This window comes from Pseudonocardia sp. OZ21, assembly GCF_059359135.1.
Map to the genome: position 1 here is coordinate 1 of NZ_JCADBN010000001.1, position 19,314 is coordinate 19,314.

General features: G+C 71.8%; 19 protein-coding genes and 1 pseudogene. 12 read left to right on the forward strand and 8 right to left on the reverse strand.

Annotated elements, in window-relative coordinates:
* Positions 1 to 114: 114 nt before the first annotated feature.
* Positions 115 to 1,152 (forward strand): annotated as a pseudogene (locus AC5L35_RS00005) (HNH endonuclease signature motif containing protein); the annotation flags it as partial.
* Between the two features lie 40 nt (positions 1,153 to 1,192).
* Here the strand turns inward: AC5L35_RS00005 and AC5L35_RS00010 are convergent.
* From AC5L35_RS00010 to AC5L35_RS00035, 6 genes are all read right to left on the reverse strand, one after another.
* Positions 1,193 to 2,407: a serine hydrolase domain-containing protein gene (locus tag AC5L35_RS00010; RefSeq protein ID WP_495057397.1), complete on the reverse strand. Its 1,215-nt coding sequence runs from the start codon at positions 2,405 to 2,407 to the stop codon at positions 1,193 to 1,195.
* Positions 2,408 to 2,686: 279 nt separating this feature from the next.
* Entirely contained in the window at positions 2,687 to 3,133 is a 447-nt protein-coding gene (locus tag AC5L35_RS00015) for a GIY-YIG nuclease family protein (RefSeq protein WP_495057398.1), read from the reverse strand.
* Complete coding sequence (locus AC5L35_RS00020) at positions 3,130 to 3,438, reverse strand: hypothetical protein (protein WP_495057399.1); 309 nt, start codon at positions 3,436 to 3,438, stop codon at positions 3,130 to 3,132. Before AC5L35_RS00020 ends, AC5L35_RS00015 begins: the two co-directional genes overlap by 4 nt.
* A 16-nt stretch (positions 3,439 to 3,454) precedes the next feature.
* The gene (locus AC5L35_RS00025) at positions 3,455 to 4,588 is read right to left on the reverse strand and encodes a vWA domain-containing protein (RefSeq protein ID WP_495057400.1); all 1,134 of its coding nucleotides are present in this window, start codon (positions 4,586 to 4,588) and stop codon (positions 3,455 to 3,457) included.
* Positions 4,589 to 4,598: 10 nt separating this feature from the next.
* Entirely contained in the window at positions 4,599 to 5,483 is an 885-nt protein-coding gene (locus tag AC5L35_RS00030) for an AAA family ATPase (protein ID WP_495057401.1), read from the reverse strand.
* A 64-nt stretch (positions 5,484 to 5,547) separates the two neighbouring features.
* Positions 5,548 to 5,859: a hypothetical protein gene (locus AC5L35_RS00035; protein WP_495057402.1), complete on the reverse strand. Its 312-nt coding sequence runs from the start codon at positions 5,857 to 5,859 to the stop codon at positions 5,548 to 5,550.
* Positions 5,860 to 5,989: 130 nt separating this feature from the next.
* Here AC5L35_RS00035 and AC5L35_RS00040 point away from each other — a divergent pair, with 130 nt between their 5' ends.
* The 6 genes from AC5L35_RS00040 to AC5L35_RS00065 all read left to right on the forward strand — a co-directional run bounded on the left by AC5L35_RS00040 (position 5,990) and on the right by AC5L35_RS00065 (position 12,122).
* A complete protein-coding gene (locus AC5L35_RS00040; RefSeq protein ID WP_495057403.1) occupies positions 5,990 to 6,937 on the forward strand; it encodes a LysR family transcriptional regulator in 948 nt (315 codons plus the stop codon).
* Positions 6,938 to 7,148: 211 nt separating this feature from the next.
* The gene (locus AC5L35_RS00045) at positions 7,149 to 9,113 is read left to right on the forward strand and encodes a sensor histidine kinase (protein WP_495057404.1); all 1,965 of its coding nucleotides are present in this window, start codon (positions 7,149 to 7,151) and stop codon (positions 9,111 to 9,113) included.
* Entirely contained in the window at positions 9,110 to 9,514 is a 405-nt protein-coding gene (locus AC5L35_RS00050; RefSeq protein WP_495057405.1) for a roadblock/LC7 domain-containing protein, read from the forward strand. The genes AC5L35_RS00045 and AC5L35_RS00050 overlap by 4 nt, the downstream gene beginning before the upstream one ends.
* Before the next feature lie 68 nt (positions 9,515 to 9,582).
* Positions 9,583 to 9,891 carry a DUF742 domain-containing protein gene (locus AC5L35_RS00055; protein WP_495057406.1) on the forward strand — a complete coding sequence of 103 codons (309 nt, stop codon included), beginning with the start codon at positions 9,583 to 9,585 and terminating at the stop codon, positions 9,889 to 9,891.
* Positions 9,881 to 10,447, forward strand: coding sequence for a GTP-binding protein (locus AC5L35_RS00060; protein WP_495057407.1), 567 nt, complete (start codon positions 9,881 to 9,883; stop codon positions 10,445 to 10,447). Before AC5L35_RS00055 ends, AC5L35_RS00060 begins: the two co-directional genes overlap by 11 nt.
* Before the next feature lie 505 nt (positions 10,448 to 10,952).
* On the forward strand, positions 10,953 to 12,122 hold the full coding sequence (locus AC5L35_RS00065) for a winged helix DNA-binding domain-containing protein (protein ID WP_495058052.1): 1,170 nt from the start codon (positions 10,953 to 10,955) through the stop codon (positions 12,120 to 12,122).
* A gap of 78 nt (positions 12,123 to 12,200) precedes the next feature.
* Here AC5L35_RS00065 and AC5L35_RS00070 read toward each other — a convergent pair whose 3' ends face one another.
* Positions 12,201 to 13,463 carry a PucR family transcriptional regulator gene (locus AC5L35_RS00070; protein WP_495057408.1) on the reverse strand — a complete coding sequence of 421 codons (1,263 nt, stop codon included), beginning with the start codon at positions 13,461 to 13,463 and terminating at the stop codon, positions 12,201 to 12,203.
* A 175-nt stretch (positions 13,464 to 13,638) separates the two neighbouring features.
* Here AC5L35_RS00070 and AC5L35_RS00075 point away from each other — a divergent pair, with 175 nt between their 5' ends.
* Genes AC5L35_RS00075 through AC5L35_RS00095 form a run of 5 tightly spaced genes read left to right on the forward strand, consistent with a single transcriptional unit; the run spans position 13,639 to position 18,541 of the window.
* Positions 13,639 to 14,454, forward strand: coding sequence for an ABC transporter ATP-binding protein (locus tag AC5L35_RS00075; RefSeq protein WP_495057409.1), 816 nt, complete (start codon positions 13,639 to 13,641; stop codon positions 14,452 to 14,454).
* Positions 14,451 to 15,170: an ABC transporter ATP-binding protein gene (locus tag AC5L35_RS00080; RefSeq protein ID WP_495057410.1), complete on the forward strand. Its 720-nt coding sequence runs from the start codon at positions 14,451 to 14,453 to the stop codon at positions 15,168 to 15,170. The genes AC5L35_RS00075 and AC5L35_RS00080 overlap by 4 nt, the downstream gene beginning before the upstream one ends.
* 16 nt (positions 15,171 to 15,186) lie before the next feature.
* Positions 15,187 to 16,065, forward strand: a complete 879-nt coding sequence (locus tag AC5L35_RS00085; protein WP_169399654.1) for a branched-chain amino acid ABC transporter permease — start codon at positions 15,187 to 15,189, stop codon at positions 16,063 to 16,065.
* Positions 16,065 to 17,213 (forward strand): branched-chain amino acid ABC transporter permease, encoded by a 1,149-nt coding sequence (locus AC5L35_RS00090; protein WP_495057411.1) that lies wholly within the window; start codon positions 16,065 to 16,067, stop codon positions 17,211 to 17,213. Before AC5L35_RS00085 ends, AC5L35_RS00090 begins: the two co-directional genes overlap by 1 nt.
* On the forward strand, positions 17,210 to 18,541 hold the full coding sequence (locus AC5L35_RS00095; RefSeq protein ID WP_495057412.1) for an ABC transporter substrate-binding protein: 1,332 nt from the start codon (positions 17,210 to 17,212) through the stop codon (positions 18,539 to 18,541). Before AC5L35_RS00090 ends, AC5L35_RS00095 begins: the two co-directional genes overlap by 4 nt.
* A 105-nt stretch (positions 18,542 to 18,646) precedes the next feature.
* Here AC5L35_RS00095 and AC5L35_RS00100 read toward each other — a convergent pair whose 3' ends face one another.
* A complete protein-coding gene (locus AC5L35_RS00100) occupies positions 18,647 to 19,312 on the reverse strand; it encodes a GntR family transcriptional regulator (RefSeq protein ID WP_495057413.1) in 666 nt (221 codons plus the stop codon).
* Positions 19,313 to 19,314 lie beyond the last annotated feature (2 nt).

A 19,314-nucleotide genomic window follows, 5' to 3' on the forward strand; every position in this document is an offset into this window, starting at 1 on the left:
GAAGGTGCTGGCGCGGGCGCCGCAGCAGACCACCGGTCAGTTGCGGGCCGCGCTGCGGCGGGCGGTGCTGCGCGCCGACAGTGAGGCGGCCGCGCGGCGGCGGGAGCGCAAGCGGCGGGACCGGCCGTGGTGCTCTACCCCGAGCGCGATGGGATGGCCACGCTGTCGGCCACGTTGCCGGCGGCGGAGGCGGTCGGGGTGTTCGCGGTGCTCGATCAGCACGCCCGCGGCTGCGGCAGTGCCGATGAGCGGCCGATGGCGGCCCGGCGGGCGGATGCGCTGGTGGATCTGGTGCTGCGCGAGACCGGGTTCTGCAGCACCGCCGGACAGCAGGCCGCCAGTAGTCCCCCGGCCCCCGCTTCCTCGGCCACCACTACTCAGACTCACCCGGAAGCCGGCACCTCTGCCGCCGCCCCTCGGTCGACAACCACCGGCACCGGCACCGGCAGTGCCGGCACCGGGAACGGTGACACCCGGAGCGCCGGTCGACTGGTGGCCGCAACCGAGCCTGATGCCACCAGTCCCCCGGCAGGGACCGGACCAGCCGTACCCGGGTCCGACCGGCTACCCGGGGTCGCGCCCCAGGGTGGTATCCCCACCGTCACCAACACGGTCTCGGTCCACATCCGGGTCACCGTCCCCCTCGACACCCTCCGCGGCACCTCCGACGAACCCGGCGAACTCGCCGGCTACGGCCCCATCCCCGCCCAGACCGCCCGCGAGTTGGCCGCCGACCCCAACAGCACCTGGCGACGGCTGGTCACCGACCCCCTCACCGGCGCCCTGCTCGACTACGGCACCACCCGCTACCGACCCCCACCCCACCTCACCGACCACGTCACCGCTCGCCACCAGTACTGCCAAGGACCGGGCTGCCGCGTGCCCGCAGACCGGTGCGACCTCGACCACAACGTGCCCTTCGACCCCATCGCCGGGGAGGGCCCGACATCGGCGGCCAATCTGGGCCCTAAATGCCGGCCCCACCACCGACTCAAAGCCATGCCGGGCTGGAGCGTCAGCCAGTACCCCGACGGGTCGATCCTCTGGACCACACCCAGCGGCCACACCTACCGCGTCGACCCACCACCACTCACCGAACCCCGCCCCCAGAAGAAGGCCACAGCTCTCAATGACGAGGAGCCACCGTTCTGAGCCGGCCGGAACGACGGCGAGGCGGTCGGTTCGTGCGCCGTCACCCGCCGGCCGGCATCGGTGGGGCGTCGTCGGGAACCAGCGCCGCTCCGATCCTCCGCCACAGAAGATCGCCGGAGTTGCTGTACGCACCGGTGACCGGGTCGAAAGCGGCCTCGTCGAAGGTCACGGCCACGGCGATGGCGACCTTCCGGGAGGGGAGGTAGGCGAATGCTCCGGCTTCTCCGCTGAAAAGGGGGTTCTGCATCAGCCAGTTACCGGACGAGACGATTCCGAGCCCGTAGGTGTAGCCGGCGAACTGGGGGAGGCAGGTGGTGCATCCGTCCAGCGTCGTCGTCCTGCCGATGAGATCCTTCGTCACCATCTTCTGGTAGGACTCGGGCGACAGGAGCTGTCCGGTTCCGATGGCGATAGCGGTGGTATGCAGATCACGGATGTTCGTGGTCTGGATGGCGCCGTGGGTGATGGTCCACGACGGGTTCCAGAAGGTCGATTCCTCGTAGAAGGGGGTGCCGGTGGGAATCTTGAGGGTCTGCCGGCGCTCGGAGGTGAAGGAGTGCAACGCAGGCTGGGTGACCGCCGGTGTTCCCGGGTCGGTGGTGTTGTTCAGCCCGAGAGGGCCCAGCACCTTCTCCTGCATCAGCGCGGACATGTTCTTCCCGGTGATCTTCTCCAGGGCCAGCCCGAGGATGACGTAGTTCGTGTGCGAGTAGTTCCAGTTCGTTCCGGGCTCGTAGAGGAGCGGGTGTTTCGTGCTGATCGCGATGAGCTCTTGCGGGGTGACGCTCCGGAACGGGTTCGCGTACTGCTCGTCGGTCAGCTCGGGAGTGCTCACGTAGTCGACGTAACCCGAGGTCATCTGGGCCAGCTGCCCCAACGTCACCCTGTCGGTGTACGGGATCTCGGGTAGCCACGTCGACACCTTGTCGTCGAGGGTCACCGTCTTCTCGTCGACGAGTTGCAGCAACAGCGTGGAGACGTAGGAGATGGCCACCGCGCCGTTGCGGAAGTGCATATTCGTGGCCGCGGGTACACCTGTCACGGATTCGCCGGTGGCCTGGGTGAGGATCTCCTTGCCGTCGACCGTGACTCGGACGATCACCGCTTTCAGATGGTCGTTCTCCATCGTGTCATTGACGACCTTCATCACCATCTCGGCGGCGGCCGGGTCGGCCGAGGACGGTGGGTGCGGTCCGGCACTCGCGACATCCGTCGAACCTGGCGACGAGGACGGCGAGGAGGCGATCGGGGACATGCAGGATGTGCACATTCCGACGAGGCAGAGGAGGGCGAGAACCGCCCGCGGAACCCGCACGCTTCGCGGTGGAGGCGTCGGGGCGCGTGCTACGTCCATGGCCGTCTCCCGTCCACTGCGGTCGGCGCGCCGGCGCCGCAAGAAGGGGCGATTCGGCACTTCTCGCGCGTACCCGCTCGACCTTTCCCAACGCGTGATGAGCTACCAAAGGCGCAGTGCACGAAGTCTCGTCGACCGGCCCACGAACGTTACCGGCAGGCCTTGGGGCCTTCTGTCGTCCTAAGCAGGATCACCCGGGCCGGTTCGGTGCGGGGGCAGCGGGGCCGTGTTGGGGGCGTCGGAGTACTCGCCGATCCATTCGTCGCGCCAGGAGTTGTCGTACTGCTGCTCGTTGCAGAACGGGTGGTACACCGCCACCAACTCGTTGGTGATCATCTCCCGGTGGGAACGGTTGCCACCGGGCACCTCCAGGAACGCGATGTGCACCTTCCACTTCGAACCGGCCCGCTGCGTCCAGCAGTGGGACCGCCGGTGCCGGAACGGGAAGCCCTCCGCCGCGAGGTCGTCGGCGTGCCCCACGTAGATCACCGCGTACTTCTCGGGCTTCGTCTCGGGATCGGGCTTGTAGAGGATGGCGTAGACCCCCGGCCGGGCGGGCGGCGTCCAGCCGCCCAGCACGCGGGGCCCGGAGAACGCGTATCCCGCGAGGGAGCCGAGGCGGATCATCCGCCCGCAGCGTCCAGGTCCGGGTCGAACTCCCTGCCCTCGTCCTCGCTCACCGCCTCCACCCGGACCACCGGGTAGCCCGGCAGCCCCGCCTTGGCCACCGCCGCCGCGAACTCGGCGCGGCCCTTCTCGACGGCCTCGTCGCGGGTGTCGGCGAGCACCACGAGCTGTGCGCCGTAGCGAGTGGTGCCGATCCCGGTGGCGATGCCCCCGCTCGGGGCGACCGCATCGGCCAGTTCGACGACCTCCTCGAGCTCCATCACGCGGTCGCCCTCGGCTTCGATGCCGACGCTCCACCTGACCATGTCCGCTCTTCCCCTCTCACCGCGCCAGCTTCGGGAGCAGCACCGCGAGCTCGGCGAGGCTGCTCAGGTCGTGCCCGGACAACAGGACGTCGATGTGCGGCTCGGCGACCATCATGCCGACCGTCTGCGGCCGGTAGCCCGCATCGTCGCCCTTGTGCGGGTTCATCCAGACGATGTGGTGGCACAGCCTGCCGAGCCGTTCCATGGCGGTGGCCAGCGTGTCGGGAGCGCCGCGGTCCAGCCCGTCGGAGCAGATCACGACCACTCCCCCGCGGCACACACCGCGCCGGCCCCAGCCCCGCACGAACTCGTCGAGCGAGTCGCCGATGCGGGTGCCGCCCTCCCAGTCGACGACCAGTTCGGCGGCCGCCGCCAACGCCTGGTCGGGGCTGCGTCTCTGCAACGGCACGGTGATCCTGGTCAGCCGGGTGCCGAAGCAGAACACCTCGACCCGCTGCGCCGCGCGCCGTGCCGAGTGGGCGAACTGCAGGAGCGCGCGCGAGTAGTCGGCCATCGAACCGGAGACGTCGAGGATGAGCACCAGCGGCCGGAGCTTGACCTGCCGCCGCTGCCACCGGAGGTGGACCGGCTCCCCGTGCATCCGTAACGACTCCCGGACGGTCCGGCGCAGGTCGGGACGACGACCCCGCGACGACGGGCGCGTGCGACGGGTACGGCGCCGCGGTGGCGTGAGCCGCACCTGCTCCATGATCCGCCGCAGCGCGGCGAGCTCGTCGGGAGTGCAGGCGGCGAACGACTTGTGCCGCAGCGTCTCGACGTTCGACGCCACGAGCCCCATCAGGGCTTCGTCCTCCTCCTGCTCGGATCCGGGCGGGTCCACAGCAGGGACCTGCAGCACCGCCTCGGCCTCCGCGGTGGACCGCGCCGTGAGCTGGAGGAGCTCCTCGACGGGGTTGCGCTCGCCGAGGAAGAACTCGCGGAAGACCTCGTCGTAGCCTGCGATGTCCTCCCTGCGGCTGATCAGCGAGGTACGGCCGGCCCAGTAGAGATCGACCAGGTCGGTGGGGTCGAGCGGCCCCATCGCCGCGCAGTAGGTGGAGATGTCGCCGGAGCCCACCGCGATCCCGTGGGCGCGCAGGGCGCGGCCGAAGGCGACGAGCACCCGCACGAGCTCACGGTCACCGGTCATGGGCGTGCACTCACCCGTGTGAGGCGATCTCGCCGAGGCTCTCGCGGGCGAGCTCCATGTCCTCGCGCTCCTTGAGCACCGAGCCGAGGGTGAGGTCGGCCGCGTCGGCGGTGAGCGTGATCTCGCCGAGGAAGTCCAGCGTGCGCACCCAGTCGATCGTCTCCGCGACGCCGGGCGGCTTGGCGAGGTCGAGCTCACGCAGGCGGTGCACCGCGGCGACGACCTTGCGAGCGAGCTCCTGGCCCACGCCCGGCCGGCGGACCATGACGATCTCGACCTCCCGCTCCAGCGTCGGGTAGTCGATCCAGTGGTACATGCACCGGCGCTTCAGGGCGTCGTGCAGCTCGCGGGTGCGGTTGGAGGTGAGCACCACGAGCGGCGGCGCCGCTGCCGCGATCGTGCCCACCTCGGGGATGGTGATCTGGAAGTCGGAGAGCATCTCCAGCAGGAACGCTTCGAACTCGTCGTCGGCGCGGTCGATCTCGTCGATCAGGAGCACGGCGCGGTCACCGGACCGGACCGCCTGCAGCAGCGGCCGTTCCAGCAGGAACCGCGGGCCGAACAGCTTGTCGACAGCCGCGTCCTCGTTCTCCCCCCCGGTGGCGCGCTCCGACATGGCCCGGATGTGGAGCAGCTGCCGGGCGTAGTCCCACTCGTAGAGCGCCTGGTTGGTGTCGATGCCCTCGTAGCACTGCAGGCGGATCAGCTCCCGGCCGAGCACGGTGGCCAGTACCTTGGCGATCTCCGTCTTGCCCACCCCCGGCTCGCCCTCCAGCAGGAGCGGGCGCCGCAGCGAGAGCGCGACGAACACCGCCGTGGAGAGGCCCCGGTCGGCGAGGTAGTCACCCCGGCGCAGCGTCTCGGTCAGCTCGGCGACGCTGGTGGGTGGGCTCACGTCTGGGTCCTCCGGCTGCCGAGATGCGAGCAGGCTGGTGTTGTCAGCGGGCGGGTGCGCTGGGTCAGGGTTTCTGCTGCCCCGACGGCTTCATGACGAGGTCGCGCACGCTCGTGGCGCCGGGAGCGAGCTTGCCCTCGCGGGCGAGCCGGTCGCGCCACGCGCTGCGCAGCTCGTCGCCGACCGGACCGGCAGTGGAGTCGGCGTCGGCGCCGCCCTCGGCGATACCGCCGAAGCCGATGTTCTTCATGTTCTTGCAGACCTTGGTGGTGCTGGGCGCCTCGATGTCGGCCCCGCTCTGGCGCTGCGCGTTCCAGATCCCGCGCAGTACCGGGAGCGCCCCGCCCTCGGGCGCGTCGTGATGGTCGTGGGTCATGTCCGAACCCCCCTCGCGGCACTGCGGGAAGACACCAGGCTAGTCGGCTGGTCATGGTGCTGGACCTGCAGACGAGGGGCAATCGGCGAATAACCCTTTGCTTAGGCGTGTGCGGGGTCACAATCAGGCCATGACGTTGACGCAGCTGAGCGCCTTCGTGCTGGTCGCCCGGCTCGGGTCGGTGAAGGCCGCCGCCAACGCGCTCGGGGTGAGCGAGCCGGCGGTGTCCCAGGCACTCGCCGCGCTGCGCAAGTACCTCGACGACCCCCTGCTCACGCGCAGCGGCGGCGGGATGGCGATGACCGCGGGCGGGAGCAGGCTGCTGACCATCGCCGCGCAGATGGTGTCGCTCGGCGCCGAGGCCGAGTCGGCGGTGCGGTCGGCGCAGGGCGCGGCGGAGCAGCTGCGGCTGGTCGCGCCCAGTGCGATCGTCGAGTTCGTCGCAGGCCCGCTGGCCGACGCGTTCACCGCCCGCTCGGCCGGCTCGATCGAGGTGTCGGCCGGGGTGTCGGCCACCGCGGAGATGGCGGTGCTGGTCTCTCAGCGGCTCGCGGACGTGGCACTCGGCCCCTACCTCGGCACCGACCGCAGCCTCGGGCTGGTCAGTGAACCGATCTTCCGGTGCCGGCTCGTGGTGCTCGCGGCACCGGACGCGCGGCTGCGCGGAGCGCCCGCCACCTGGCAGTGGCTGGTCGAGCCCGGTGCCACCGATCCGGGCAGCGACGTGAGCAGGTTGCTGCGCGGGCTCGGCGTCCCCGAGTCGCGCCTCAGCGTCTTCCCCAACCAGACCGCGGCGTGGGACGCCGCGGCGCGCGGGGCAGGCGTCGCCCCGGGGATCGCGCACCTCGCCGTTCACCAGTTGCGCCGACGCGAACTGCAGGTCATGGACGTGCCGGGCACTCCGATGGAGCTGTGCTGGCATGCCACCACGCCACCCGTCGACCGGCGTTCGGTCGCCGCCGCGTCCCTGCGGCACTTCCTCGGCACCCCCGAGGCGATGAAGCTGCTGCGCTCCCCCGGTGCGGGCGTGCCACCGTCGCGGTTCCGGCCACCGGTGTACGTCACCATCTGGAGCTGACCGACCCGGCCGGGGGTTCACATCTCCCCCGTTCCCCCTAGCCGCACTACTGCATCCAGGGTGCGAACGATGGGCCGGCCGCGTGCAATTTCGCCTGCATTCCGTGAGCGGTTGCTCACATGGCGTCAGATCGTTGTAGCCTCCCCGCTCGTCCGCCGGCTCCCCCGGGCGACTCCCCAGTGACGAGGTCTCAGAAACGGTGCAACGCACGATGTGGAGATCAGTCCTCGATACGCTCCCCCGCGGTCACAACATCGGCGAACGGGACTGGCAACGCCGCCACCGGCTCCTGCTGGTAGTGCTCGCCGCGCACGTCCCGGGCCTCGCACTGTTCGGCGTGCTCCTCGGACATCGTCCGCTCACGGTGCTGTACGTGCTGGTCACGCCACTGGCCTGCCTGCTGCTCGGTTCCTGGCTACGGCAGCGACGGCGGACGGCGTCGGTGCTGGCGACAGCGGGTCTCGTCTACTCCTCGGCCGCGCTGGTAGGGCTCTCCGGGGGCGCCATCGAGGCCCACTTCCATTTCTTCATCATCATCGGGTTCATCGCCCTCTACCAGGACTGGGCGCCTTTCCTTTTCAACATCGTCTTCACGGTGATCAGCCACGGGATCGGCTCCGGCTGGCACCAGAACCTGATCTTCAACCACCCGGCCGGGCAGGGAAATCCGTGGCTCTGGTCGGCGATCCACGGCATCGCCGTTCTGTTCGCGTGCGCGGGAATGATGTTGTTCTGGCGGATCACGGAGGAGTCACAGCGGGAGAAGGACATCCTGTCCCGCCGGCTCGCGAACGCGGAGATCGGACGCCGCCAGTTCACCTCCGACCTGCTGGTGAACCTCGTGCGGCGCAACCAGAGCATGCTCTACCGGCAGCTCGACATCCTCAACCAGCTCGAGGAGTCCGAGCGTGACCCCGACGCGCTGGCCGAGCTGTTCAAGCTCGACCACCTCGCCACCCGGGTCCGGCGCAACGCCGAGAGCCTGCTGGTGCTCTCGGGCGAGAAACCGTCCCGCACGTGGAGCGAGCCCGTGCCGCTGCGCGACGTGCTGCGGGCGGCGGTCGCGGAGACCGAGCACCTCGACCGCGTCGTGCTGGTCGTCGACGAACTGCCGTCGGTGTCCGGGCAGACCGTCACCGACCTGACGCACCTGATCGCAGAGCTCACCGAGAACGCCGTGCGGTACTCCCCTCCCGACACGGTGGTCACCATCCGCACCTGTCCCGACCGGGGCGGGCGCGGCGGTCAGCTGGTCACGGTGGAGGACTGGGGTGTCGGGATGCCCCGGGACGAGCTGGCGTCGGCGAACGGGCTGCTCGCCGACCCGCCCGAGGTCGACCTCTCGGTCGCCCAGCGCCTGGGGTTCCACGTCGTCGCCCGGCTCGCCGCGCGGCACCGCATCCGCGTGTCGCTCACCGCCAGCCCCGGGTCGGGTGTCACCGCAGTGATCGCGCTGCCCGCCGGGGTGATGGAGTCGCCCCGGCTCGTCCCGGTGGTCGCCCCGCCGCCGCTGCCGGCCGAACCCGGGCCCGTCGGACGCGGGGGAACCTGGGAAGGCTGGTGGGACGAGAACGCCGAGGCCAGGACGGAGCCCGCACTGCTGGCCGTCACCGTCCCGGCACCGCGCCCGGCAGTGGCGACCCACGTGATAGCTCCGGGCCTGTACGCGGCGTGGACCATTCCCGACCCGCAGCCTGCGGCGCCGGCCCCCACCCCACCGCCAGCCACCCGAGCCGCGCAACCCGCAGCACCGATCCCGGCGCCGCCCCCGCCCCCGGGCAGCCCCACTCCCCGGCCGGCGGCGCCCGTCCCGAAGCCACCGCCCGTCCCCACCCCGCCGCCCTCCCGCCCGACCCCGTCCCCGCCCCCGGGGGCGCCGCCCGCCCGGCCTGCACCGCCTGCCCCACGCCCTGCCCCGCCTGCCGGCCCACTTCGCGCCGATCCACCCGGCCCGATCCCGGCACCCCGGGGAGCGCAGGACCCCAACCCCGGTGAGCGCGTCCTGCGTCGGCGCGTCCCGCAGGCCAGCCTCGCGCCGGAGCTGCGCCACCCCCTCGAACCCGAACGCGACACGGCCGTCCCCGAGCGCAGCGCCGAGGCCGTGGGGGCCCTGTCGCGCTACCAGGCCAGCCGGCTCGCCGCGCTCGCCGCCACCGAGAGCGGGGGGCGGTCGTGACCGACAGGTCGCTCGACTGGCTGCTCGTGGAGTTCGCGCGGGAGACACCGGGCGTCGTGCGGGCACTCGTCGTCTCGGGCGACGGCCTGCGGCTCGCCACCTCACCGGGAATGGACGAGGGCCTGGCCGACCAGCTCTCCGCTGCGGCGTCCGGGCTGGTCAGCCTGGCCAAGGGAACGGCTCACCTGCTGCACGCCGGCCCGGTCACGCAGACGATCCTCGAGATGGACGACGGCTACCTGTTCGTCACGGCGATCAGCCATGGCGCCACCCTCGCCGTGCACGCCGGGCGGCGCTGCGACATGGGGATGGTCGGCTACGAGATGACCATGCTGGCCTCCCGGGTCGGGCACGCGCTGACCCCGGCGGCCAGGGCCGACGCCGGAGCTCCCCCGCAGTGATCCCGGACGAGCCGACACGGCATACCGACTCGGGGCGACACGACGACCGGGTCGTTCCCGTGTACGCCGTGACCGGCGGCCGTACCCGGTCCTCGGGACGCGACCTGCCGGTCGAGTCCCTCGTCCTCGCGACCGACCGGTGGGCCGGTGACCTGCAGAAAGAGCATCGGATGATCATCGAGCTGGCCGTGCGGCCGGTGTCGCTCATGGAGGTCGGGGCGGCACTGCGCGTCCCGGTCGGGGTGGCCCGGGTGCTCGTGAGCGACCTGGCCGACTCCGGCTTCCTCGTGGTGCACGCCCCGGCACCGGCAGGCGTCGGTGGACGCCCCGCCGCGGAGGTGCTGGACCGGTTGCTGGCGGGTCTCCGTGCACGATGACAACGGGCTGATCCCGCTGAAGGTCGTCGTGGCCGGTGGCTTCGGGGTGGGCAAGACCACGCTCGTGCGCGCCCTGTCGGAGATCCCGCCGCTGCTGACCGAGGAGCCGCTGACCGCGGCGTCGGTGGGGGTCGACGACATCGCGGCGGTCCCGGGCAAGACCACCACCACGGTCGCGATGGACTTCGGCCGGATCACCGTCGACGACGCGCTGATCCTCTACCTGTTCGGCACACCGGGGCAGGACCGCTTCTGGTTCATGTGGGACGAACTCGCCCGCGGCTCCGTCGGCGCCGTCGTGCTCGTCGACCTGCGCCGGATCGAGGACTGCTTCCCTGCCGTCGACTACTGCGAGAACCGGCAACTGCCGTTCGTCGTGGCGTTGAACGACTTCCCCGGCACCACGGGCTTCTCCGCGGAGACCGTGCGCGAGGCGCTCGCCCTGGCGCCCGACGTGCCGGTCGTGCGGATGGACGCCCGCAGCGACGGCTCGTGCCTCGCGACGATCATCGCCCTGGTGGAGCACGCACTGGAACGCACCACGATCGCGGGTTGACGGTTCCGGCCGCGATAGTCGCACTCACTACAACTCACGGCAAAAGCGAGTAAACGCCCGATTCCCAGAGTATTCGGCGCTTGCGGTGGCCACCCTTCCGAGATAGATTATCGACAGAATCAAACCCCACAGTCTCCGCTCCCCAGCCGTCGGACTACTGTTCTCGACCGACGATGAGCACCGCGCACATCCCGTCACCACGCCTACCCCACCTACGAGGTCTCCGCGGCAGCCTGGCACACCATGCCCCGCACGTACATCACATACACGGCCGACAATGCAATCCTCCGTTCACCCAGGAAGCAATGGTTCAGCGAGCCGAACGGGTGCACCAACTCGACTCCTCCCACTCATCTTTCCTCTCCATGCCGGCCGTGCCGGCCACACTCCTGAAGGAAGAGCTCACGTCATAAGCAGCGGTTGCGCGCCCGGCGCCACTCCGGAATCCGGCCCGATTCAGCAGCTTTCCGGCGTACGTCATCATCGTCGCGTGGCAGGCACCCCGATGATCGACACGGCGCAGCGGCGGGCCCGGCTCGGGCGGCGCCATCGCCTCGCGCGCGGCCACGCCGCCCCGGACTCGGTGGCCGGGGTGGTGGCTGTGGCCGACGCACTCGTCGCGCTGCACGCCACGGACCCCGCGTCCGTCGTGCTGGCGGTGCTCGCCCGGTCCGACGCCGGCGTTCCCACGGTCGAGCGGGCCCTGCACGACGAGCGCGCGCTGGTGCGGATGCTGTCGATGCGGCGCACGGTGTGGGTGACGGCGCTGGACGTCGCACCGGTCCTGCAGGCCGCGTGCACGCTCGACGTGGCCGCGGTGCAACGCCGCAAGCTGGTGCAGCACATCGAGCGCGCCGGGGTGGCCGAGGACCCGGCGGCGTGGCTCGCCGACGTCGAGGCGTCGGCGTTGCGGGCGCTGGTCGCGCGGGGCGAGGCCACCGCGGTGGAACTGGTGGCCGACGAGCCGAGGCTGCGCACCCGGATCGTCGTGCCCCCCGACGACACCCCGCAGAACATGACGAGCCGGGCGCTCCTGGTGCTCGCGGCGGACGGCCACATCGCCCGCGGCCGCCCGCTCGGCGGGTGGACGTCCACGCAGTACCGCTGGTCACCGACCTCGGCGTGGTGGCCGGGTGGGATGCCCAAGCTGGACCCGGCGGCCGCCCGCGCTGAGCTCGCGCGCCGCTGGCTCGCCGCGTTCGGCCCCGCCCCGGTGGCCGACCTGAAGTGGTGGACGGGCTGGACCGTGGCGCGCACCCGCGCCGCGCTCACCGCGGTCGGCGCCGTCCCGGTGGACCTCGACGGCATCCCGGGCGTGGTGCTGCCCGACGACGTCGAGCCCGTCGCGCAGCCCGAGCCGTGGGTGGCGCTGCTGCCCGGACTGGACCCGACGGCGATGGGCTGGCAGGACCGCGGCTGGTACCTCGGCCTCCACAAGGCGGCTCTGTTCGACCGCAGCGGCAACATCGGTCCGACGATCTGGAGCGACGGCCGGATCGTGGGCGGCTGGGCGCAACGCGGCGACGGGACGGTCGCGCTGCGGCTGCTGGAGGACATCGGTAGCGAGGCGACCACGGCCGTCCACGCCACGGCCGAGCGGCTCGCGGCCCGGATCGGCGACGTCCGGGTCACCCCCCGCTTCCGCACCCCCCTGGAACGCGAACTCGGCGCCTAGGCCCCCCGAGATTGCAGCAAAGCCACTTTCATGCAACGTCGTTGCGTGAAAGTGGCTTTGCTGCAACGGGGTGGGGCTTCAGGGGAGGCCGCCTGCCTGCGCGGCCAGTACGCCGAGAGTGAGCAGCAGCCGGTCCCGCGGGTCGGCGATGGAGCGGCCGGTGGCCGCCTCGATCCGGCGCACCCGGTAGATCACCGTGTTGCGGTGGCAGAACAGCGCCGCAGCGGCATGGGTCGGGGAGCCGCCGTTCGCCAGTAGCTGCTGCAGCGTCTCCAGCAGCGTGTCGCGGTCGGCCGGGGGCAGATCGAGCAGGCCGCCGAGCGCGGTGCGCACCACCCGTGGCACCAGCTCCGGGCTGTCCACCAGCAGTGCTTCGGGGAGTCGCTCGTCGAGCACCGCCAGGCCCGGTCCCACCAGCGTGCGGGCGGCCGTGTGCGCCATCCGGTACCCCGCGTCGATCGCGCCCAGCCCGTCCACCACGGGGGAGACGCCCACCCGGCCCGCCACGCACGGGCGCAGCGCGTCGACCACCACTTCGGGCGGCCGGGAGCCGAGCGCCACCACCCCGACCTCGTCGCGCGGCCGCAGGAACCAGGACGAGACGATCCCCAGCGGCGCCAGCGCCTCCTGCGGCGACCGCAGCGAGTCCTCCCCCGACGGCTCCACCGGCGTCACCACGCACAGCATCGGGCCGCGCTCGGGCAGTCCGAGCACCGTGGCCGCGTCCCGCAGGAACGTCGGGTCGCCCCCGCGGCCCTCGATGAGACCGTCGAGCACGGCGTGGCGCCTGCTCAGGTCGTGGCTCTGCAGCCGAAGCTCCTCCAGCCGGTAGGCCTCGACGAGCGCGGTGGCACTGCGGTCGTTGACGCGCCAGACGTAGCTCGCGGCGTCCAGCAGCGCGGTGTCGTACCGCCCGGAGAACCGGCCGCGGGAGGTGGTCAGCAGGGCTTCCCACATGACGCGCCCGCCCAGCCGGTAGGCGCGCAGCACCACCTCGAGCGGCACGCCCTGACGGGCCCGGCGCCTCCCGGTCTGCCGCGAGGTGTCCTCGGGGTCCACCCCGCCCGGCACCTGCTCGGCGAGCGTCTGCACCCCGCGCTCCATGTTGGCCCGGCAGGCACCGCGCAGCTCCTCCACCATGTCCAGCTCGGCGTAGGTCGGCTCGCGTTGCAGCACCATCACCGTCAGCCGGTCGGCCAGCCCGTCGACCTCGTCCATCAGGACGCCGCCGAGCACCCGCAGGGCGTCGGCGGACTCGGGCGGCAGCGGCCGTCCCCCGGTGCCGGGGCGGGTTCCGGTACCGGGGCGGCTCTCGCCGGCGCCCTGCCGGGTGGGCAGCATTCCGGCACTGTGCAGCAGCCCGCACAGCGCCGTCCACCCATTCGGGCGCTCTGCCCAGTCCCGTGGCCACGATCCTGGGCGCCGCGCACATGGTGCGCGCTGGGCGCTGCGCCCAAAGTGGGGCCACCCCCGGTGATCGGGGTCACCGCCGCCCGCACCCCGGGAGACGCCCCACATGTCACTGTCGACATCGCCCACCGGGCCGACGGCGTCCCCGGACGCCTCGACCGTCTTCGCCGTCAGCGGGATCGGGGTCCGGTTCGGTGGCCTCGTCGCGCTGGACGACGTGTCGTTCGCCGTCGGCGGCGGCCAGGTGCACGGCGTGATCGGGCCGAACGGTGCGGGCAAGACCACCCTGTTCAACGTCTGCTGCGGCTTCGTCCGCCCCGACACGGGCACCGTGCTGCGCCACGGGCAACCGGTGCGCGACCTGCGTCCGCACCGGCTCGCGGGGATGGGCATCGCCCGCACCCTGCAGGGAGTCGGGCTCTTCCGCGGGCTCACCGTGGTGGAGAACGTGATGGTCGGCGCCGACCGGCACCGCCGCGCGGGCTTCGCCTCCACCCTGTTCGCGCTGGCCCGATCCGACCGCGACGAGCGGGCGCTGCGCGAGCGCGCGATGGCCGCCCTCACCGAACTCGGCGCCGACGGCTACGCCGGCCGGTTGCCCGGCAGCCTCCCCTACCCGGTGCAGAAACGGGTCGCGCTGGCCCGCGCGCTCGCAGGAGAACCCGACCTCCTGCTGCTCGACGAGCCCGCGAGCGGGCTGGGCAACGACGAGATGACCGAACTGGGAGAGCTGATCCGGACCTTGACCGACCGCATGTCGGTGGTGCTGGTCGAGCACCACATGGACCTGGTGATGGCGGTCTGCGACCGGATCACGGTGCTCGACTTCGGCAAGGTCGTGGCCGACGGCACCCCCGACGAGGTCCGCGACGACCCCGCGGTGATCGACGCCTACCTGGGCGAGGAGGCCACCCACTCATGAGTGCCGGCACGTTGGAGATCTCCGGTCTCACCACGGCCTACGGCCCGGTCACGGCGCTCGACTCCGTCGACATCACCGCGGAGCGGGGCCAGGTCACCGCCGTGCTCGGCGCCAACGGGGCAGGCAAGTCGACGTTGCTGCGCACGATCTCCGGCCTGGTCCGGCCCGCAGCGGGACAGGTTCTCCTCGACGGCACCGACCTCACCCACGCCCCCGCCGAGGCCATCGCGCGCGCCGGGATCGCGCACGTCCCCGAGGGCCGCGGGGTGATCACCGAGCTCACGGTGGAGGAGAACCTGCGCCTGGGCGCGATGCTCGGCGCGTCCCGCCGGCGCACCGAGCGCGGGCTGGCCCAGGTGTACGAGATGTTCCCGCCGCTGGCGCAGCGCCGCCGCCACGACGCGCACGTGCTCTCGGGCGGCGAACGGCAGATGCTCGTGATCGGCCGCGCCCTGCTGTCCGGTCCGGACGTCCTGCTGCTCGACGAACCGTCGCTGGGTCTGGCGCCCCGGATCGTCGCGCAGATCTTCGGGATGTTGCGCGACCTCGTCGACAGCGACGGGGTCACCGTGCTGCTCGTCGAGCAGAACGCGCGCAGCGCCCTCTCGATCGCCGACATCGGCGTCGTGCTCAACCTGGGGCACGTGGTGGCCCGCGACAACGCCGCCGCGCTCGCCGCGGACGACGGTCTTCGTCACGCCTACCTCGGCTTCTGAGCAGGAGAGGAGAGCAGTGCAGCAGTTCCTCAACGTCACGCTGACCGGTCTCGGTCAGGGAGCCGTCTACGCCGCCTTCGCGCTGGCCCTGGTGCTGATCTGGCGCTCCACCCGGGTCGTCAACTTCGCACAGGGCGCCATGGCCATGTTCACCACCTACCTGGCGCTCACCGTGATCGAGGGCGGCCAGTCGTACTGGGTCGGTCTCGTCGTCGCGCTGGTCGCCGGGCTGGTGCTGGGTGCGGTGATCGAGCGGCTGGTGATCCGCCCGGTGGAGGGGGGTCCTGAGCTCAACGCCGTGATCGTGACGCTCGGGCTGTTCGTGGCGCTGCAGGCGCTGGCCGCGATCCTGTTCGGGTCCACGTTCCGGTCGTTCCCGGCGCCGTTCGACCTGCGCGGGTTCACGGTGGGCGGGGTCAACATCGCGTTCACCCCGAACAGCATCTACATCATCGTCGCCGTCGTGGTGGTGATGCTCGCCCTCGTCGCGCTCTTCCGCTTCACCGACCTCGGCCTGAAGATGCGGGCCGCCGCGTTCAGCCAGGAGGTGTCGCGGCTGCTCGGCGTGCCCGTCGGGCGGATGCTCACACTCGGCTGGGCGCTGGCCGCGGGTGTCGGGTCGCTCTCCGGCCTGCTGATCGCGGGCGGCAGCCTGGTGTTCCCCGCCTACATGGACGCCGTGATCGTCTACGGGTTCGTCGCCGCCGTGCTCGGCGGTCTCGACTCGCCGGCCGGTGCGGTGGTCGGCGGGCTGACGATCGGGCTGCTGCTGTCCTACGTCAGCGGCTACCTCGGCAGCGAACTGGTGGCGCTGGCCGCGCTCGCGATCCTGGTGGCGGTGCTGCTGGTGCGGCCGCAGGGCCTGTTCGCCCGCACCGCGGCGCGGAGGGTCTGATGTCCCAGCAGACCGACGAGCCTGCCGCCGCGCAGGCGTCCTCCCCCGTCGCGACCGGGGCTGCGAGGCCCGGGCCCCTGGATGCGATACGCCGCAGGCTGCCGCGCTCCACCTTCGGCAGGCACGCGCTGGTGGTGCTCCTCGCGCTCGTGGCCGTGGTGCTCGTGCTGGAGCTGACCAGCCCGTTCCGCAACTCGCAGTTCGCCACCATGTCCTACTACGCGATCGCCGCGGCGGGGCTCACCGTGCTCACGGGTCTCAACGGGCAGATCTCGCTCGGCCACGGCGCGCTGATGGCCGTGGGCGCCTACACCACCGGGCTGCTGCTCGGGGACGACGGCACCGGCCTCCCGCTGCTGTTGGTCATGGTCATCGCGGCCGCCGTCACCGCGCTGGTGGGAGCCGTGGTCGGGGCGGCAGCCGCCCGGCTGCACGGGCCCTACCTGGCGGGCGCCACGCTCGCGCTGGCCGTCGCGGTGCCGGGCCTGGCGATCTACTTCGACCACACCCTCGGCGGGGAACAGGGGCTCCCGGTCGCCTCGCCCGACGTGCCCGACTGGTTCGCCGACGCCGTCTACTTCCTCTCCGCCAACGAGACGCCCACCGCCAAGTACCTCGCCTATCTCGGCTGGGGGACGCTGCTGGTGGTGCTCCTGCTGCTGGCCAACCTGATGGCCGGGCGCATCGGCCGGGTCTGGCGGGCCGTGCGCGACGACGAGGTCGCCGCGGAGCTGGCCGGGATCCGGCTGGGCCGGGTGCGGGTGCTCGCGTTCGTGGTCAGCGCGGTCTGCGCGGGGCTGGCGGGCTCGGTGCTCGGCATCGTCGTGCGGCTGGCCGCGCCCAGCGGGTTCACGATCGTGCTCTCGCTCGGGTTGCTCACCGCAGTGGTCGTCGGCGGCCTCGGCAGCCTCGTGGGTGCACTGCTCGGCAGCGCGCTGCTGGTGTTCCTGCCGCCTGCCGTCACCAACCTCGGCATCGGTGCCGGGCTGGACGGGACGCAGGCCGCGCAGCTCGCGCCGTTCGTCTACGGCGTGGTGCTCGTGCTCGTGATGCTGCTCGCGCCGTCGGGAGCCGTGGGCGTGATCAAGAAGAACTGGAACCGGAGCAGGACGAACCGCCGGGGACCCTCGACGAGGAGGACAGGATGACCAGGAGGAGCAGGCGCTCGGTGCTCGCCGCGACGGCGGTCGCGGCGGCGCTGGTTCTCAGTGCGTGCGGTGCGGGCGGGCGTCCCGACGGGGGGTCCGGGGCCGATGCCGCCCCCGCCGTCGGCATCACCGACACGTCGGTGAAGATCGGGGCGCACTTCCCGCTCACCGGCGTCGCGGCGCCCGGCTACAGCGAGATCCCGACCGGCGCGAAGGCCTACTTCGACTTCGTCAACGCCGCGGGCGGGATCAACGGCCGGACGATCGACTACATCTTCCGCGACGACGCCTACAACCCGACGCAGACCAGCCAGGTGGTCAACGAGCTCGTCCTGCAGGACCAGGTGTTCGCGCTGCTGGGCGGCCTGGGCACCCCCACCCACTCGGCCGTGCTCGACTACCTCAACAGCGAGGGTGTGCCGGACCTGTTCGTCTCCTCCGGCTCCCTGCTGTGGGACCAGCCGGCCAAGAACCCGCAGACCTTCGGCTGGCAGCCCGACTACGAGATCGAGGGGAAGATCGTCGGGCAGTACGTGGCGCAGAACTTCCCGCAGGCGAAGGTCGGCCTGTTCCTCCAGGACGACGACTTCGGCCGCGACGGCGAGCTCGGCGCCCGCCGCTTCCTCGACAAGCAGATCGTGGCGGCGGAGCGGTACACGCCCGGCAACACCGACGTGGCCCCGCAGATCGCGGCGCTGCAGGCGGCAGGCGCCGACCTCGTGATCGGCTTCAACGTGCCGTCGTACACGGCGCTCTCACAGCTCCAGTCGCTGCGCCTGAACTACAAGCCGCAGTGGATCTACTCGAACGTCGGCTCCGACCCGGGGCTCGTCGGCTCCCTGCTGGCCCGCTTCTCCGAGGGCGCCGTCACCGACGCCGGGCTGCTCGACGGCGTGATCACCACCGAGTACCTGCCCGGCGTCGATGCGCCGGACGACCCGTGGATCCAGCTGTTCCAGCGGGTGTGGGACGAGCACGGCGGCGACGGCGAGCTGACCAACTACCGCATCTACGGCATGTCCCAGGCGTACACGTTCGTGCAGGCGCTGCAGGCGGCCGGTGCCGACCCCACGCGCGAGGGCATCGTGGCGGCCGTCGAGCGGTCGGGCGCGCAGTTCCAGGGCCCGTGGGTGGCGCCGTTCCGGTACTCGGCCGACCGGCACGCCGGCGTCTCCGGGGTGGAGGTCGCCCGGATCACGGGCGGCACCACGGAGAGCCTGACCCCCGTTCTCGTGACGGACAACGGCGACGCCCCCATCACGGAAGCCACCGGCGAGACGGCGGCTCCCCCGGCGAACGGCATCCCGGCAGCACCCCCGGCGGGCTGAGCGCCGGCCTCGAGTTCAGGAAAGCCACTTTCAGGCCCGCACAGGGCAGGAAAGTGGCTTTCCTGAACCTCGGCGGTGAGTGGCTGCCGGCCGGACGCCGATCCCTCAGCGTGCTTCGAGCACCTCGATCGCCGACGCCGTGAGGCTCAGCCGGATGTGGTTGCGCATCAGCTCGGCCGCACCCTCGCCGTCACCACGGATGACGAGGTCCATCATCTGACGATGTTCGTCGAGGTCGCGGGTGCGCGGCTCGTCGCCCGGCGGCAACACGAGGCCGATGCGCCGGTAGCGGTCCGACTTGTCCCACAGGTCGTCGAGCAGCCGCACCATGACGTCGTTGTGGGACGCCCGGTACAGCGCCTGGTGGAACTCCCGGTGCGCGGTGAGCGCCTCCTCGCCCCACTGCCTGGTCACGGGCAACAGTCGTTCGACGGCGGCCCGCATCGCGTCGATGTCGGCCTCGGTACGACGGGTCGCCGCGAGCTCGACCGCTGAGGGGTCGAGCGACATGCGCACCTCGAACAGCTGGCGGGCCTCGGCGGCGTCCATGCGTGCGACGCGCGCGTCCCGGTGCGTGTCGAGGTCGATCAGGCCTTCGCTGCTGAGCCGTCGGATGGCCTCGCGCAGCGGCGTGATGCTCATGTGCAGGGACTCGGCGAGCTCGTACTGCGCCAGCCGTGAACCGGGGGGGAGAGCTCCCGAGAGGATGCGGTCGCGGATCTCGGCGTACGCGACCTCGCTCTTGCTCGAGAACACGTTCGTGCTGGTCATCG